At 26.4% G+C, this 17,945-nt stretch carries 17 protein-coding genes and 1 tRNA gene; 6 read left to right on the top strand and 12 right to left on the bottom strand.

Annotated elements, in window-relative coordinates; genetic code table 11:
* Positions 1-4 precede the first annotated feature (4 nt).
* Positions 5-2,866, top strand: coding sequence for a protein translocase subunit SecDF (locus tag BLBBOR_RS00485; RefSeq protein WP_015370499.1), 2,862 nt, complete (start codon positions 5-7; stop codon positions 2,864-2,866).
* Entirely contained in the window at positions 2,863-3,105 is a 243-nt protein-coding gene (locus tag BLBBOR_RS00480; RefSeq protein ID WP_015370498.1) for a twin-arginine translocase TatA/TatE family subunit, read from the top strand. The genes BLBBOR_RS00485 and BLBBOR_RS00480 overlap by 4 nt, the downstream gene beginning before the upstream one ends.
* Here BLBBOR_RS00480 and BLBBOR_RS00475 read toward each other — a convergent pair.
* The 3 genes from BLBBOR_RS00475 to BLBBOR_RS03280 form a co-directional block, all read right to left on the bottom strand.
* On the bottom strand, positions 3,099-5,231 hold the full coding sequence (locus BLBBOR_RS00475) for a SurA N-terminal domain-containing protein (protein ID WP_015370497.1): 2,133 nt from the start codon (positions 5,229-5,231) through the stop codon (positions 3,099-3,101). The two genes, BLBBOR_RS00480 and BLBBOR_RS00475, sit on opposite strands and share 7 nt — an antisense overlap.
* Positions 5,228-6,499, bottom strand: coding sequence for a hemolysin family protein (locus BLBBOR_RS00470; protein WP_045118240.1), 1,272 nt, complete (start codon positions 6,497-6,499; stop codon positions 5,228-5,230). Before BLBBOR_RS00470 ends, BLBBOR_RS00475 begins: the two co-directional genes overlap by 4 nt.
* 80 nt (positions 6,500-6,579) lie before the next feature.
* Complete coding sequence (locus BLBBOR_RS03280) at positions 6,580-6,852, bottom strand: hypothetical protein (protein ID WP_015370495.1); 273 nt, start codon at positions 6,850-6,852, stop codon at positions 6,580-6,582.
* A gap of 220 nt (positions 6,853-7,072) precedes the next feature.
* Here BLBBOR_RS03280 and BLBBOR_RS00460 point away from each other — a divergent pair.
* A tRNA-Phe gene (locus tag BLBBOR_RS00460) sits at positions 7,073-7,145 on the top strand.
* 5 nt (positions 7,146-7,150) lie between these two features.
* Here the strand turns inward: BLBBOR_RS00460 and BLBBOR_RS00455 are convergent.
* The 4 genes from BLBBOR_RS00455 to BLBBOR_RS00440 form a co-directional block, all read right to left on the bottom strand.
* Positions 7,151-7,663 (bottom strand): OmpH family outer membrane protein, encoded by a 513-nt coding sequence (locus BLBBOR_RS00455; protein ID WP_015370494.1) that lies wholly within the window; start codon positions 7,661-7,663, stop codon positions 7,151-7,153.
* Between the two features lie 42 nt (positions 7,664-7,705).
* Entirely contained in the window at positions 7,706-10,138 is a 2,433-nt protein-coding gene (locus BLBBOR_RS00450) for an outer membrane protein assembly factor (protein WP_045118239.1), read from the bottom strand.
* A gap of 43 nt (positions 10,139-10,181) precedes the next feature.
* Positions 10,182-10,913 (bottom strand): isoprenyl transferase, encoded by a 732-nt coding sequence (locus BLBBOR_RS00445; protein WP_015370492.1) that lies wholly within the window; start codon positions 10,911-10,913, stop codon positions 10,182-10,184.
* A gap of 90 nt (positions 10,914-11,003) precedes the next feature.
* Positions 11,004-11,888, bottom strand: a complete 885-nt coding sequence (locus BLBBOR_RS00440) for an NAD kinase (protein ID WP_015370491.1) — start codon at positions 11,886-11,888, stop codon at positions 11,004-11,006.
* Positions 11,889-12,043: 155 nt separating this feature from the next.
* On the opposite strand from BLBBOR_RS00440, the gene BLBBOR_RS00435 reads away from it, so the two are divergent.
* From BLBBOR_RS00435 to BLBBOR_RS00425, 3 genes are read left to right on the top strand one after another with little or no spacing between them, the layout of a single operon-like run.
* On the top strand, positions 12,044-12,985 hold the full coding sequence (locus tag BLBBOR_RS00435) for a mevalonate kinase (protein WP_015370490.1): 942 nt from the start codon (positions 12,044-12,046) through the stop codon (positions 12,983-12,985).
* A 15-nt stretch (positions 12,986-13,000) separates the two neighbouring features.
* Positions 13,001-13,693, top strand: a complete 693-nt coding sequence (locus BLBBOR_RS00430; protein ID WP_235043229.1) for a pseudouridine synthase — start codon at positions 13,001-13,003, stop codon at positions 13,691-13,693.
* 39 nt (positions 13,694-13,732) lie between these two features.
* On the top strand, positions 13,733-14,158 hold the full coding sequence (locus tag BLBBOR_RS00425; RefSeq protein WP_015370488.1) for a type II 3-dehydroquinate dehydratase: 426 nt from the start codon (positions 13,733-13,735) through the stop codon (positions 14,156-14,158).
* Here BLBBOR_RS00425 and yihA read toward each other — a convergent pair.
* The 5 genes from yihA to BLBBOR_RS00400 are packed head-to-tail and all read right to left on the bottom strand — an operon-like array spanning position 14,132 to position 17,857.
* Positions 14,132-14,761 (bottom strand): ribosome biogenesis GTP-binding protein YihA/YsxC, encoded by a 630-nt coding sequence (gene yihA / locus BLBBOR_RS00420; protein WP_015370487.1) that lies wholly within the window; start codon positions 14,759-14,761, stop codon positions 14,132-14,134. The two genes, BLBBOR_RS00425 and yihA, sit on opposite strands and share 27 nt — an antisense overlap.
* On the bottom strand, positions 14,736-15,518 hold the full coding sequence (locus BLBBOR_RS00415) for an alpha/beta fold hydrolase (RefSeq protein WP_015370486.1): 783 nt from the start codon (positions 15,516-15,518) through the stop codon (positions 14,736-14,738). The genes yihA and BLBBOR_RS00415 overlap by 26 nt, the downstream gene beginning before the upstream one ends.
* A gap of 29 nt (positions 15,519-15,547) precedes the next feature.
* The gene (locus BLBBOR_RS00410; protein WP_015370485.1) at positions 15,548-16,303 is read right to left on the bottom strand and encodes a ribonuclease III family protein; all 756 of its coding nucleotides are present in this window, start codon (positions 16,301-16,303) and stop codon (positions 15,548-15,550) included.
* Positions 16,293-17,555 carry a beta-ketoacyl-ACP synthase II gene (gene fabF, locus BLBBOR_RS00405; RefSeq protein ID WP_015370484.1) on the bottom strand — a complete coding sequence of 421 codons (1,263 nt, stop codon included), beginning with the start codon at positions 17,553-17,555 and terminating at the stop codon, positions 16,293-16,295. The genes BLBBOR_RS00410 and fabF overlap by 11 nt, the downstream gene beginning before the upstream one ends.
* Positions 17,556-17,581: 26 nt before the next feature.
* A complete protein-coding gene (locus tag BLBBOR_RS00400; RefSeq protein ID WP_015370483.1) occupies positions 17,582-17,857 on the bottom strand; it encodes an acyl carrier protein in 276 nt (91 codons plus the stop codon).
* Between the last annotated feature and the right edge of the window lie 88 nt (positions 17,858-17,945).

Raw genomic sequence — 17,945 nt, 5'->3', positions numbered from 1 at the left:
TAGAATGCGGATAAGAAATTTTTTTACGATTTTTATCGTCTCTTTACTTACTGTTATTTGTTTATACTACATTCTTTTTAGCCTTTATGTTTATAAATTAGAAAGGGATGCTTATTTGTATTCTAAAGGAAACTTAGAAATAGAAAAAAAATATCTTGAATCTAAAAAAAGAATAGGATTATTAAAATATAATCATTTTAGTGCAAGAAATAAAGTTTTAAATTTAGGTTTAGATTTAAGAGGAGGAATCAGCTTTATTTTAGAAATATCTGAAAAAGATTTATTAAAAAAATTTTCTAATAATTCCAAAAATCCTGTTTTTTTAAAAGCATTAAATCATGCAGATAAAGAAAAAGAAAAAAATCCTAATGTAGATTATTTTTCTTCTTTTCTAAACTTTTTTTATAGGAATAAAAAGAAAATCCAAACAGATTTTTCTATTTCAGATTTTTTTGTAAATAGATCTTATGTAGATGAAATAAACTATACAGATAGAGACCTTGAAAAGGTTATTAGAAAAAAAATAGAATTATCTATTTCTGATACTCATAACATTCTTATATCTAGAATGGATAAATTTGGAGTAGTCCAACCGAATGTACAAAGAATCAAGAAATCCAATCGGATTTTAATAGAATTACCTGGAATAGAAAATATAGATAGAGTAAAAAATATTTTACAAAAAAGAGCAGAATTACACTTCTTTGAAATATACAATTTTCGAGAAATTTTTCCTTATTTTGAAAAAATAAATAAAATTTATTCAGAAAATGAAAAATTAGAACGATTTGAACCGAATAATTTTTCCTCTGCAAGAAAAACTAGGTCTTTCATAGAAATGTTAAACATTTCCAAAATAAACAAGATGGATAATAATCTTGTTGTAGGATTAGTCCATAAGAAGGAGATGAACAAGATTACCTATTTTTTAAACTCTATGGACGTAGTAGAATATTTACCATATACTTTACGAAATATAAAATTTTTATGGGGATCTAAAACCTATCAATATAATCAGGAAAAATATGTTCCGTTATTTGCTGTAAAAGAAGAAAATAATTCCTTGAATGGGGATATTATTACTAGTGTATATAAATCTTTTGGACCTTTCAACGAAATATTCATCAATATAAAAATGAATCAGGAAGGAGCTAAAAATTGGAAAATATTTACTGAAAAAAATATTGGAAGAAACATAGCTATAGTTCTTGATGATTTAGTTTACACAGCACCTTTTGTAAAATCAGTCATTCCTAATGGAATATCTCAAATATCTGGAAATTTATCTTTACAAGAATCTGAAGATTTAGTAAATGTACTAAGTACAGGTAGATTGCCTACTTCAGTCAAAATAATTCAATCAGAAGTAGTGGGTCCTTCTTTGGGAAAGGAAACTATACGGAAAGGAATATTTTCTTTTTTTATAGCCATTATTTTTGTATTTATTTGGATGTTTTATTATTATATAATTCCAGGATTATATGCTAACATAGCATTAATTTTTAATTTTGTATTTATACTTGGTTTTCTTATTTCCATTAATTCTGTATTAACCTTTCCTGGAATTGCAGGTATTATATTAACATTAGCCATGTCCATGGATTCGTATGTTCTAATTTATGAAAAAATTAAAGAAGATATGAGAAATGGAACATCTATTCGTTCAGCTATACATAATAGTTACACTTTTCAAGGAGCTTTATCATCTATTATTGATGGACAAGTTACTACTTTATTATGCGGAATTATCTTATTTTTCTTTGGAATAGGACCTATTAAAGGTTTTTCTACTACCTTAATTATTGGAATTTTTACCTCTTTTTTTTCTTCTATATGTTTGGGAAAATTATTTTTAGAGTGGCACTTAAATAAGTATAAAAAAATATTCTTTAGAATATGGAATTCTAATAAAGTTTCATGGGATTTTTTATCTAAAAGAAAATTTTCTTATGCTATTTCCTTTATATGCATTTTAGGAAGTCTTATCTCCTTTTATTATAAAGGATTAAATCTTGGAATAGACTTTGTAGGAGGTCGTACTTATATTATTCGTTTTGATCGTAAGGTCTTACCAGATCACATTTCTTTTCTTTTATCCAAATATTTTATAGAAAACGGGAAGCCTTCTTCTCCAAAAGTTCTTCCTTTTGGAGAAGAAAATAAAATGAAAATAGTAACTAAATACAAAATATGGAATGAAAACAACCAAATAGATCAAGAAATTTTGAAAAATGTTTTGGCATTAAAACCGTATTTTCATACGATAGATTTCCAGGATTTTAAAACTATAGATAAAGATAAATCTTTAGGAATATTGTCATCAGAAAAAGTAGAACCTGTTATAGCAAAATATATAACTAAGAATGCTTTTATTTCAATACTTTTGTCCTTATTTGGAATATTTTTTTATATTTTTATCAGATTTAAAAAATGGAAATTTGGTTTAGGAGCTTTGGTTTCTTTGTTACATGATACAATAATTGTACTTGGGTTATTTTCCATATTTCATGAACGTTTTTCTGTTTTAGAAATAAATCAATCTTTCATCGCCGCATTGTTAACAATAATAGGTTATTCTATCAATGATACAGTAATTGTGTATGATAAGATTCGAAAATTTTCAGGGACTGAATCGTTTTCCATAAAAGAAATTATAAACAAGGGGATTAATAGTTCTTTAACAAGAACCATGAATACCTCATTTATTACCATATGGGCTATATGTATTATTTTATTCTTTGGAGGAACTACTATTCGTAGTTTTATGTTAGCTTTGTTGTTTGGAGTAAGTATTGGAACTTATTCTTCTATATTTATCGCATCCTCCATAGTATATGATCTTTCTAAAAAAAAAGAAAAAAAATGATAAATCCTTTATTTATTAGTTTCGAAGAAAGTTTTTTCATTATTCTTATAGCTATTATTATATTTGGCCCAAAAAAAATACCGGATATAGCTCGTGGAATGGGAGAAGGGGTAAGATATTTAAAAAATGCGAAAAATAAAATTCAAAATGAGATGAGACGGAGTAATATAGTAGAAAAAAAAAGATCTATTCTCAACAAAGAAAATAAAATACATTCTTCTTCTATAAAACGTCATTGAAAATGTTTCCTATAATCTTTTATTATTGATTTTTTGATTAATACATTTCCTATATTTTCTAACATTTTTTTCCTCAAAAGAGCATTTAACATTTCTATTTCATGGGAAAAATAAGAAGGTTTTTTAGAAGGAAAAATATGTCTTGATGGTCTTACAAAAAAGACTCCTTTTTCTCCTAAAATTGGTTTAGATGTTTCATATAATCTTAAAGAAGAGGCAGAACCAACCACTTTTGGTTCTTTATAGTCATTAACCATAGAATCATAAAAATTTATTTTGCAATTTTTTCTGATTTTCTTGGAAAAATAAGATGCTATTTCTTCTAAATTTCTAGTAAAAAATTTCCTTTTTTCTATATTGGATAAAAGCCTATTTATTTTTTTTCTTTTAAGAAAAGGAATCAAATTATTTTTTATTTCTTCCATAGAAAATCCTTCTTTTTGAATATTGGAAAGATAAACTATAATATAGTCTTTATTGGAAGTGGAAAAAATATGACAGTCTCCTTCTTTTCTATTTTTATCAAAAGACCAATCAATGATTTCTTTATCTACTTCTGTTTTCAAATCATCTATATCCCATTGAGAAGATCTAACATATTTTAAAAATATAGTTTCATACCCCTCTTTTCTTGCATTATTAATAAATGTATTTAGTTTATGATGTTTATTTTTTCCAAAAAATTTTCTGACACGACTATAAAGTAGATCTTCTGTTTTTTTGGATGGAATAAGTGTTTTTACAATTACAGCAAATTGATAAGCAGGTTTTGGGATACTTTTATCATCTATTCTAATAATATGATAACCGAATTTAGTTTCAGTAAGTCCTATCATCCTCTTTTTATTTTCCGAATCAAAAATATTAAATTTTCCAATAGAATTCTGTTCATTATATTTTAACCATCCTAAACTTCCTTGATTTTTTTTTGCATTAATTAAATCATCAGATTTTTTTATCACTAATTCTTCAAATTTAGATGGATCTTTTTGAAGAATTTTATAGATTTTATTAGCTATTTCCTCCGCTTCTTTTTTAGTTCTCTTATTGGAAGAACGTATAGCCTCTTTATGAGAAATCAATATATGACTAGATAAAACAGAATCAGAAATCATTTTTTTTCCAATAATTTTTGCCATAACATATGTATTGTTTTCTTTTATAGGACTAAACATACTTCCAATTTTATTATTTTTCACAACAAAATTTTGCAAAATAGGAGGAAGATTATTTTTAAAATAAAAATTTGAATCAAAAGGTTTCTCAGACTTTGTTAAAACAAACATATAATTTTTATTGGTCGATTTAAATTTATGAAATAATTTTTCCATTTTATTTTTCATATTCTTTTCATCTTCCAAAGATGGTTTTGATCTACAAATTGCAAAACTAAGACTCCTTAAATTTTCTCTTTTATAAAGAAACTTATGTTTTCTAATAAAATTTTTAATTTCATTTTTTTCTATTAAAAACATGTTATATTTATGTTCTATTTCTGAATAAGGAATAAAAATATAATCAATGATGGAAAAAAAGTTTTTTTCCTTATAATTTAATTCTCCTTCTATTAAAGAAGTATTTAATCCATACATTAACATTTCTACATATTTCTTTGCAAGAATTCTTTTGGGAATACTATTTTTTTCATAAGACCAAACATTCTTTTCTATTTCCATTTGAGAATGGGAAACATGAGATGCATTTTCTAAATTTTTTAGGTATAATTGAAATTTTTTGAGATCTAACTTTCCGAAGTTATCCTGTAATTCTGGGATATAACTATATATAGATTGTCTAGATATAGCATCCCAAAAATCTTTTTTTGTATTTTGTATTCCTAGTTTCATAGCTTGTTGATTTAACAATTTTTCATGAATCAATAAATTCCAAGTTTCCTTTTTTAAATGGGAATCTGATTCTCCTTGACGAAATTGTTTTAAAAATTGAAAACAATCAACATATTCTTTTATAGAAATATTTTCTCCGTTTACTTTTCCAAAAATACTGGATTTTTCAGAAAAAAATTTAAATAGGACATGAGGATCTAATATAAAAGCAAACATGGCTATTCCTATAAGGAAAAATAAAATCCATGTATTTTTTCTAATTTTTTCTAAAAAATTCATCTATAAATTCTTTTTTTAAGAAAAACTTCCTCTATTTTATTTTTAGAAACTTTTTTTATTTCAATATCCCAAGTATCATTAATGATTATTTTTTCTCCATTTTTTGGAATATATCCTGTATGAAAAACAATTAGACCTCCTAAAGTTTCGTATTCTTCGGATTTAGGAAGACTTAAGCTATATTTAGCATTAAGAAAATCAATTTCTAGACGAGCAGAAAATAAAAATGCATTATCATTGAATTTATTTTCCACAAATTTAGTTTCATCATGTTCATCTTTTATATCTCCGAGAAATTCTTCTAAAATATCTTCTATAGTTATCATCCCGGCTGTTCCTCCATACTCATCTAATACAATAGCTATGTCTTTTTTTTTCTTAATAAGGAGATCCATTATCTCTCGAACAGGTGTAGTTACATGAACTAATTCTACGGGTCTAATTATAGATTCTATATTTTTTGGTTTTTTTAAAATTTCCAAATAATGAATATATCCTATAATGTTGTCTATATTGTTTTTATAAATCAAAATTTTTGAAAGTCCTTTTTCCGTAAATATATGACGAATCTTCTCAATAGAAGAAGTGTATATATTAGAAGAAACCATTTCTTTTCTAGGGACCATACACTCTCTTGCCTTTTTTTCAGAAAAATCTAAAGCTTTATGAAAGATTTCCACTTCAGATTCTACTATGCCTTGAATGTTATTTTTTATGTTTTCTGAAACGAAATAACTTAAATCCTCTTTATCAAAAATTTTTTTTTTATCATCTTCTTTTTCTCCTAAAATTTTTAAAAAAACATTAGAAATACAAATAATAGAATTTGTGATAGGATAAAAAATCTTATATATAATATATACTGGAACAATAAACAAACTTAACAATTCATTGGAATACAGGCTAAATATCATTTTAGGAATAAATTCTCCAATTATAAGAATAATAGTAGCGGATACTACTGTTTCTAACAACAAAATGCAGAAAGAATTATCGTGAATTAAAAACCATTTAGAAAGAATATATAAAAATAATTTTTCCATATATATTCCATATATCACCAAAGATATAGTATTCCCAATTAGCATTGTAGTGATAAATTTCTTTGGTTGTTTAATACTTTCAGAAAGAAGTTTAGAACGCAAAGATCCTTTCTTTTTTTCTAATTCTATTTGAAACAAACTAGAAGAAATTAGAGCCATTTCCATCCCAGAAAAAAAAGCAGATAGAAGTATAGTAACAATAACTATACTAATATGAAAAATCATAGGACTTCTTTCATATAGGAAAAATTCCACTAATATTTTTTAGTCTAATTTTTTGAAATCTTCAGACGCCTCCAATCCATTCATTGCATGTAATATTGTTCCATCAGAACAATAGATAACTGTAGATAAGTTATTAAATATTTTTTCCGTTTTCTGTTCCAGTATATTTCCTCCGTCTTTAAAAAATCTCCATTAGGATTCATAATGATTATCTTTCCTTTAAGATGATAAAAGAATTTTTCAGTTGATTTAACCCAATTTGCACTAAGATAAGTATACTTATCTTTTCCTTTTTCATAAAGAAATAATTGCAATCCATTTGGAAACAAAGTATAAATAGGATATTCTTCCATAATTGGAGAATAAATAAAAAACCGAACAAGGCCTTTTTCTTTATATAGAATACTAGTACGAATAAAAACTCTATAAGGAATTTCCTTTCTATTCTTTTTCTTTAGAATTTCTTTTTTTGTTTCAGAACAAGAAAAAAGAGAAAAAAATAAACAAAAAAAATAATACTTATAAAACTTTTTAGTTTTTTACTTATTATTATTGTATTTTTGTTCTTTGGTTGGTATCTTAGCTCAGTAGGTAGAGCAAAGGACTGAAAATCCTTGTGTCCCCGGTTCGATTCCGGGAGATACCATTTAATCAAATGCCTAATTCTTTCTTAACTTCTTCCGTGATGTCTACTCCTTTATTAACCAATACTCCTTTTCCAGGGCTACAATCATCAACTCGTATAATCGTTTGATCTTTATCCATAACTCTGTTAATAGCATTTTCTATTTTTTTATAGATAGGATTTAATAATTTATTTTGTTTTTTAGCTAAATCGTCTGCTGCGTTTTTCTGATATGCGTGAGCTCTAGCTTGTAATATTTCCAGTTCTTTTTTAAGAATTGGATTTTTATTTTTCTGAAATTTTTCCGCTTTTTTATGGAATTCTTTTGCTAATTTTTCCAATGTATTCTCATGATTTTTACTTAATTTATCTAGCTCTTTCTGAGCTTTAGAAAATTCAGGCATTTTTTCCACAAGAATCAAACTATTAAGACAAACAATTTTCTGATTGCATTCCTTGGAATGCAAAAACCTTCCTTTTCCAAATATTCCAAAAAACAAAAAAAACAATAAACAATAAAGAATCGTGTTTTTTTTCATATAATTATTTATTTTGGTTATAGAATGATATCCTAAATATAATTATAAATCTTGACCTATAATGAAATGGGGTTTCCATTTGGATTTAATATTTTTCCCATCTATGGGGTAACCTATATCTATTCCAAAAAACCCTATTGGTAACCAAAAAAAACGAAATCCAAATCCAAAAGATTTTTTCATTTTCAATGGATTAAATTCTTGATAAGAATCACTAACATTTCCTCCTTCTATAAAAAAATTTGTCCATAATTTAGATAAATTAGAAAAATCCTTAATCAAATAACGAATTTCTAAAATTAATTTATTATAAATAATTCCACCATTCTTTGGTGTAATATAATCTGGATCATTTACATGAGAAGAATAACCCCTTAATGGAATATAGTCTATATTTTCTACTAATTTGAAATCCGTCGGATTTTTTACCCCTCCCATATAAAATTTTTGAAATGAAAACAAATTTTTTGTATGATATTTTCCTAACAAACCAAATTCTCCACCTATTTTCATGATCATTTTGTCTATAATTTTTTTAAACCAATAAGAATTGATTTTAAATTTAAAAAACTCTATCCATTCTGATCCACTTTCTTTAAATAAGATGGAATGAGGAAGGGTAAATATACTATTCAATTGTATTTTTGATCCTCTTAAAGGAAAAACGAAATCAGGTTCACCTGAAAATCTTTGTAAAGAGATTAAATAATTCAAATTATTTAATATGAATAAATTTTTCTCATAGGAAAATTTATCATAATTCATGGATAATTCTATTTTAGTGTAAGGGTCTAAAAAGGTTAAAAGTTTATTTAATTTGACGGAAGTCCCTATTCTTTTTAAAAATCCATCATGAGGAATTTTTTCATTGAATAAAGGAATAAAATAAATATCCTCAGTTTGATTTACCTTTTTTTTGGAATACTTTATATTCAAAGAAAGGGAGGTTGGTTTATCTTTTTCTATCCAAGGTTCTGTAAAAGAAAAACCATAAGATTGAAAATATTTTCCAAATTGACAAGACAATATAAGTTTTTGTCCATCTCCTTGAGGAATTGGTTTCCATGATTTTAACTGAAAAAGATTTCTAAGAGAAAAATTTCCAAAGTTTAATTGGAGATTTCCAAGCAGTTTTTCCTTTCCATATCCTCCATACAATTGAATTTGATTAGCGCTTTTTTCTGTTAAACGCCATTCTATATCTACGGTTTTATTATTATTTGTTTGGATATATGGATATATTTTACTGTTGTCAAATAAATTTAAATTTATTAAACGAAATAAACTAGATTTTATTTTTTTAGGAGAAAAAAGATCACCTGGATAAATGTTTAATTCACGTCTAATAACATGATCCTTGGTAATCGTATTGCCCGATATGTGCACTTTATTTATATATACTGGTTGATTTTCTTCTATTTTTATTTCTAAATGAATTTTATTATTTTCGATCATTTTTTCTACAGGAACTATTTTAACAAATAAATATCCTAAATCTAAATAATGTGAAATTATGCTGGAAATATTTGTATTTAAAATGTTATTATTAATTCCATTTTTGTCATAAATATCTCCTTTTTTATAGGATAGTATTTTTCTCAAAAAATCCGTTTTTACAATAATATTTCCTATAAAATCAATATTTCCTAAATAATATTTTTTCCCCTCAATTATCTTAATTTTTATTCCGTAATCTCCCGTTTCATTTTTCCATATAGAATCTAAAATAACTTGAACATCTATAAATCCCATTGATTGATATTTAGATCGAATATTTTTTAAATCTTCTTTTATGTTTTCGTATACAAAATAGGAGGATTTTTCTATGATAGGAATATGGATTTTCTTTCTAGTTTTTTCCATTAGATTGAGTAAAGCATTTTTAGAAAGTGATTGGTTCCCATCAAATAAAATATATTTTATCCCAATTCTCTTTCCTTTTTTTGCATATATATTTAATATGTTTTTGTTATTTTGAATAGTTAATTGACTTTTTATAGACACTTCAGGATATCCTTGTTTGACATAATAGTTTTTAATATCATTTTTAATATTTTGAATCAAATGTTCCGGGATTTTATCTCCTGGATGTATTTTTTGTATAATAGGAAATACCATATTTCCTATTCCTTCAACATTTATTTTATGAATTTCTATTAAATCTTCTAAATCAAAAAATAGATCAATTTCATTTTTAGAGATATTCTTTTTATAAATGGATATCTTCCCAAAAAGATTACTCTTCCATAATTTTATGATAGCTTCATCAACCTTATTTCCAGGTATAGAAATTTCTTCTCCAGGAAAAATATGGGATAAACTTGAAACAAAAGAACTGTTATATTTAGTTTTTCCCATAACATAAATATTTCTTATCTTGGAAGAAGTGGAAGAAAATTCATGATTTTCTTGGTTGAAACGCATCAAATTATCCGTTCTATTTTCTGTTTTAGAATTAGAAGAGGGGATATGCATAAGAAAAAAAATTAACGTAAATAAGAATAAATTTTTTAATTTTTTATCCAACTTTTCCAAAACGGCGTTGTCTTTTTTGATAATTTATTATGGCTTTGAAAAAATCTTTTTTACGAAAATCTGGCCATAATACCTTCGTAAAATATAGTTCTGCATAAGCAGATTGCCAAAGCAAAAAATTGCTAATTCTCTGTTCTCCACTGGTTCTGATAAGAAGATCTACATCTGGAATTTCTTTAGTATATAAATGATTTTTAAAAGAGGAATTATCTATGTCTCCCAAGGATAAGTGCCCCATACAAACTTTTTTAGCTATAGTTTTTGTAGCTCTTAAAATTTCTTCTCTAGCTCCATAACTTAATGCTAAAATTAATGTTACAGATGTATTATGCTTTGTTTTTTTTCTAAAAAAAAATAATTCTTCCTGAATTACATCAGAAAATTTTTCTACCTCTCCTATAGGAATAATTCTTACATTACTATCGTGTATTTCTTCTAAATGATTTTTTAAACTAGAATGAAATAAATGCATTAAATCATCTATTTCTTTTTTAGGACGATTCCAATTTTCTGAAGAAAAAACGTATAGAGTCATATAAGGGATTCCTAATTCTTTACATCCATTTATGGAATCTCTCACAGATTGCATAGCATTCTGATGTCCAAAAGTTCTCAATTGTCCTCTTTTCTCACCCCAACGTCCATTTCCATCCATAATGATGGCTACATGATGAGGAATATTATTTAAATCTATTTGTTCTAATAAATTTTTCATAAAAAATCATAATCCATCATTTTAATCAACAAATATAAAAGAAAATAAAAAGTAAAAAAATATAGACTTCTTATTTTTTTCTCCATTTTTTTAATTTCTTTGATCCATCCCCCACAATAATTTTTCTCGTAAAGTTTTATAATATGTATGTTTTTCTTCTTGAAGAAGATATATGTAAAATGGAGCTTTTTTAATGTATAACTCATTATCTTTTTTTAAAGAAGTAAGTCTAGTATCCATAGATAAAGAATAATACTTTCCACGACTATGTATTTTTAAATGCACTTTTTGATGATCCGAAATAATCAATGGACGGGAAAATAAATTATGTGGAGATATAGGGGTAAGAACAAAATTTTTATTTCCAGGAGTAATGATTGGGCCTCCACAACTTAAAGAATATCCAGTAGAACCAGTAGGAGTAGAAATAATTAATCCATCAGCCCAATAAGAAGTTAAAAACTCATTATCTATATAAGCCTCTATAGTGATCATAGAAACTGTTTCCTTACGGAGGATAACGATTTCATTTAATGCAAAATTAAAAAATTGATTATCATTCATGATAGAGGTTTCTAACCATAACAAACTGCGAGGAATTAAATGAAATTTTTTATGAAAAATTTTATCCATTTTTTTTATAAAAACATCTTTGTTAAAAGTGGCTAAAAACCCTAATTTTCCTGTATTCACTCCAACAATAGGAATTCCAGAATCTCTAATAAAAGTAATAGCAGACAATATGGTCCCATCTCCCCCAAAAGTAAACATTAAACTAAAATCCTTAGTTAATTCCTTATAATGAGAAAAGATAGGGAAGTTTAGATTTTTAAACTCTTCAAAGGAAGATAAAATATTAAAAAAAGATTTTTCAATGTAAATTTCTATAGAATGACTGGACACATAGCCAATGAACTGATTCATGTATGGGATATTTTTTTTTCCAAATTTTTGTCCATATAGGGCTATTTTCATTATAAATAATTAGTTTAAAATAATTTTCTGCAAAAAAACAAAAAGAAGAACTACAAAATTAATCAGTTTATATGTAACCAAAATTGGTAAACGTTGATCTAACAAAATAAAGATTACTTCATTTTTTATTAAATTTGTTTCTCTAAAAATAAAAAATGAAACAATCTTTATTTCCTGCAAAAGTTCTCTTATTTGGAGAATACGGAATAATAGAAAATGCTAGTGGACTTTCCATTCCTCATAATTTTTATCAAGGGACTTTGAAATTCCATTCTAATTTATCTTTTAACAAAGAGTTTTTACATTCTAATTCTCAATTGGAAAAATATTACAAATTTTTGTTGTTTTTGGAACAAAAAAAAAAAAACTTAGCAAAAATTGATCTTAAGAACTTCTATGAAGATATTCAAAAGGGAATTTCTTTTCATTCTAATATCCCTCAAGGATATGGAATAGGAAGTTCAGGAGCATTAGTTGCCGCTGTTTATGATAAATATGCAAAAAATAAACTTTGTTTAAAAAAGAGAAACATAATAAGTCTAAAAAAAATATTTAGCCAAATGGAATCTTTTTTCCATGGAAAAAGTTCTGGAATAGACCCCTTAATTTGCTACTTAAATCTTCCTCTGCTCATTCGTTCAGAAACAGATATTTCTTCCATAGGAATTCCTGAAAAGAATAATTTTCAAGGAAAAGGAGGAGGAGCGATTTTTTTAATCGATTCTGGTTTTCCCAGGAAAACCTCTTCCATGATAGAATTTTTTTTCGTAAAATTAAAACACGATAGTTTTAAAACTATACTAAAAGAAGAGTTTATGAAATACAATGAAAAATGCATTGAATCTTTTCTAAAAGGAGACTTCAAGATTCTACTTAAAAACGTTAAATTACTTTCTACTTGGGTTTTTCATCATTTTCGTCCTATGATTCCAAAAAATTTCTTGAAAATATGGGAAGAAGGCCTTTTTACTAATCTTCATTATTTAAAATTATGTGGATCTGGAGGAGGTGGATTTATCTTAGGTTTTACTCCAAATTATGAAATATCTAGAGAAAAATTAAAACAATATGCAACAGAAGTTCTTTTTCGTTTTTAATAAATGATAATGAAAATGAATCAAAAAAAGATAGAAGAAGAGAAGTTTATCAGATTAAATCATTACTTGTCTAATGCTGGGATTACTTCTAGAAGAGAAGCAGATAAATTAATTCAATCAGGTCTCATAGAGGTTAATGGAAAAATCGTTACCAAATTTGGCACTGTTGTCCATAAAAATGATGTCATCAAATTTCATGGAAGTAGAATAAAAAACAAGAAAAAAATATATATACTTCTTAATAAACCTAAAGGATATATTACTTCTACGCGTGATCCTTTTAACAGAAAAACTGTCATGAATTTGATTCCAAATTTCCAGAATTATAGAATTTATCCTGTTGGTAGATTAGATCGTTTAACTACAGGAGTTTTACTTATTACTAACGATGGACTTATAACTGAAAAATTAACTCATCCAAAATATAAAGTCCAAAAAATATATCTAGTTGTATTGAATAAAACCATCCATTATCAAGATTTAGATAAAATCAGACAAGGAAAAATATATCTGAATGAAGGAAGAGTAAAAATAGATTTTCTTCATAAATATGCAAAAAATATAGTAAAAATTGGATTACATATAGGATGGAATAGAGTAATTAGACGTATTTTTAAAAAACTCACCTATCAAGTAATCAAACTGGAAAGAATTCATTTTGGAGGATTTACTAATAAAAATCTTAAAATAGGAAGCTGGTGTTTTTAAGTAAACAAGAAGTAAATCATACTGTAAAAAATTTATTCCATGAAAAAAATAAGCATAATCAATGGTCCTAATTTAAATCTTTTGGGAAAAAGAGAGCCAGAATTATACGGAACAGAAAATTTTGTAGATTATTTAAAAAAACTAAAAAAGAAAAAAATTTTTTCTGAGATGGACATTACTTATTATCAAAGTAATCATGAAGGAAAAATTATAGATATTTTACATGCTATAGGGTTTCAATCAGATGGAATCGTTCTCAATGCGGGAGCTTATACTCATACTTCTTTGGGAATTGCTGATGCTATCAAATCTATTCCTTCTCCCGTCATAGAAATTCATATTTCCAATATTCATTCAAGGGAATTTTTCAGAAAAAAATCATTTTTATCTTCTGTTTGTCAGGGAACTATTTTCGGTTTTGGATTAAAATCTTATGAATTAGGGGTCTTTAGTTTTTCCTTGTAAAATTTTTTTAAAAATTTCATTAATATTTTGAATATATTGGATAATTTTATCTCTTCCAATTCTATTTTTTATGGATACTTTAAAGTATTTAGGCATTTCAAAAAGGATTTTTTCAAATTCCTTTTTGCAAAATTCTATATTCTTATTAAGAATCCTTGGATGTATTTTATCCGTTTTTGTAAAAACAATGCAAAAAGGAATTTGAAAAATTTTCAATTTTTTTATAAAATGTATATCCGATTTCTGCATAAATATTCTGCTATCTATCAATAGAAATAGATTGACTAAATTTTTTCTATAAAAAATATAATCCATCATTAACTTTTGTGTTTTCTCTTTTTTCTTTTGACAGATAGAAGAATATCCGTATCCAGGTAAATCTATTAAATACCATTTATGATTGATTAAAAAAGGATTTACGAATTGTGTTCTTCCTGGAGTAGAAGAAACTTTAGCTAATTTCCTTCGATTAGTGATCCAATTAATTAAACTTGATTTACCTACATTAGAACGTCCAATAAAAGCATATTCAGGAAAATTAGAAAGAAATAATTGATTTGATTGAATCTTACTTCCTTCAAATTTTACAGAAGTAATTTTCATGATTTAAATTAAATTTAGAAAGCCATTTTTCTAATATTTTTATAAATTCTTGAGGATGTTCCATCATAGGGACATGTCCACATTTATCTATCCAATATAATTCTGAATGAGGCAGTAACCTATGAAATTCTTCCGCGACTTCTGGTGGAGTGACATGATCTTGTTTTCCCCAAATCAAACAAATCGGCTGTTGAATAACAGATAAATCTTTAGACATGTTATATTTCATAGCACTCTTTGCAATATATAAAGTTTTCATCCCTTTCTTTTTATCATTAACAATGTGAAATACTTCATCTACTAATTCTTTTGTAGCTATTTTAGGATCATAAAAAACTTCTTGAGATTTTTTTCTAATATATTCATAATTTTCTCTTTTAGGAACAGCATCTCCAAAAGCTTTTTCAAATAAACCAGAACTTCCTGTAAGAACTACAGAATGTACTAAATCTATTCTTTTTTTTGCTACAATTAAAGCTATATGTCCTCCAAGAGAATTTCCTATTAATGTAGCTTTTTCAATTCCTATTTCTATCAATAATTGAATCACATATTTAGATAAGTTAGAAATATTTGTAAGAAATAGAGGCATGTTATAAAGAGGAAGTCTAGGAATAATTACTTTATATCCTTTTTTTGGGAAAAAATCTAAAAGAGCATTAAAATTACTTAAACCGCCCATCAATCCATGAAGCAATACTAATGGATGACCTGATCCCTCTTTTATAAAATTTTTTTCTTTATTAAGAATGAACATAACATATTATATATCAGAAATACAAAATATTAAGTATTTTCTTTACATCTTTTTTGAATAAGAAAATAAGCAGCCTTTGCAGCCATTTCTTCCGATTTTTTTTTTGAAGTGCCTCTTCCTTCCGTTTTTATTCCACATTCAGATATAGTAAATTCAGAAAAATAAGTGATCACATGTTTATTTCCAATTTCTTCTTTTGTTTCCCTAAAAGTGTTGAAATTTATAATGAATTTATTTTTTTGAGACCATTCTATTACCCAAACTTTATAACTAGAAATTTCCTTTTGTAATTGCGTGATGTTTACATGATAATGTAATATCTTTTTATAGACAAAATTTTTACAACCTTGATACCCTATCTCTAAATAAATAAATCCTATTAAAGCTTCTAAAGTATTTCCTAATATATTCTCAGATATAATGGGTTGATTTTTTTGAAAAAAAACTTTTGTAAGGGTCAATTTTTTAGAAATTTCATTTAAATTTTTTCTGCATACAATTTTAGATCGAACTTGAGTTAACTCTCCTTCTTTTTTCTCTGGAAGTTTTTCACATAAAAAATGTGAAATGATAGAATTCAATACCGCATCTCCCAAAAATTCTAATCTTTGAAAATCTAAAAAATAATTCTTATCCAAAGTCTTTCTTTTTGTCGAAAAACTGTAGATGAATACATCTTTCAAAAGTTTTAAATTTTTTGGACAAAATCCTAATATTTTTTTTAATCTACTAACTAAAATAGAATTTTTTTCCTCTTTTTGAAAAGTAATATCATCAGATAACATCTATTTTCTTAAATAAAATACAAACATTATGTCCTCCAAAACCAAAAGTATTACATATGCTAATTTTCACTTCTCTATTTATTGCCTTATTTTGAGTGAAACTAATTTTTGGATCTATTTTTTTGTCTATATGAAATAAGTTAATAGTTGGAGGTATTATTTTTTTACTTAAAGGGAGTATAGCCGCTATAGCTTCTATAGCTCCTGCAGCACCCAATAAATGACCTGTCATAGATTTAGTAGAATTGATATCAATATTATAGACATTTTCATGAAAAACTTCTTGAATAGCTTTAACCTCCGCCCTATCTCCTAAAATAGTAGAAGTCCCATGTGCATTGATATGATCCACTTCCTCATACCCAATTCCAGCATCTTCTATAGCCGTTTTCATAGCTAGAACTATTCCTTTTCCTTCTGGATGGGGGGCTGTAATATGATAGGCATCTCCAGACATCCCAACTCCTCCTATTTCCGCATAGATATTTGCCCCTCTTCTTTTAGCATGTTTGTATTCTTCCAGAATAAGACATCCAGCCCCTTCTCCCAAGACAAATCCGTCTCTATCCCTATCAAAAGGACGTGAAGCAGTTTTATAATCCTCATTTCTAGTGGATAAAGCGTGTAGAGCATTAAACCCTCCTACTCCACTTTGCGTGATCGCTGCTTCAGACCCACCAGTTACCATAATATCAGCTTTTCCCAAACATATTAAATGATAAGCATCCACAATTGCATTAGAAGATGAGGCGCAAGCTGAAACAGTTGCATAATTAGGACCGTGAAGTCCATAATTCATGGAAATAAAACCAGCCGTAATATCTATAAGCATTTTCGGAATAAAAAAAGGACTGAATCTAGGATTTTTTCCTCCATTTACATAATCCGAAATAGACTCTTCTAAATTCAAAAGCCCGCCTATTCCAGACGCCCAAATTACACCAATACGTTCTTTTTTTTCTTTAGAAAAATTTATTCCACTATTCTTTATGGCTTCAGATGAGGCGACAATCCCATATTGTGCACAAGGATCCAGTTTTCTTTGTTCTTTTTTACTGAAAAAAATATCTGGATCATAATTTTTTAACTCACAAGCAAATTTCGTTTTATATTTTTTAGTATCGAAATAGGTAATAGGTGCGGATCCGTTTTTTCCACTAATAAGAGATATCCAGTATTCTTCTGCATTATTTCCTATTGGGGTAATAGAACCAACACCAGTAACTACTACTCTCTTTAATTTCTTCATCATAAATAAAGAAATAATCAAGGGGTTATTTAATCAGAAGGTATATCCTTTTTTTCCATTTTATTTTGGTTATTTAAGAGATCTTCTATAGCCTGTATAGCTTCACCTACAGTAGTTATCTTCTCTGCTTTTTCATCAGAAATGCTAATATTAAACTCCTTTTCAAATTCCATAATAAGTTCCACTATATCTAAGGAATCTGCTCCTAAATCATTAGTAAAACTAGCAGTAGGAAGAATTTCACTTTCTTCTACATTTAATTTTTCTACGATAAGTGCTTTGACTCTTGATGCAATATCCGACATAGAATCATAATTTTTGTTTTTTCTGGTACAAAATTAGTAAACTTTTGTAAATCCTATATAAATTTGTCTTGGTAAGCAATAGTAGTTA

It is taken from the genome of Blattabacterium sp. (Blatta orientalis) str. Tarazona (assembly GCF_000334405.1).
GTDB lineage: Bacteria > Bacteroidota > Bacteroidia > Flavobacteriales > Blattabacteriaceae > Blattabacterium.
Note: the sequence above shows the minus strand (reverse complement) of the source record. Positions and strands in the feature narration are given on the sequence as shown.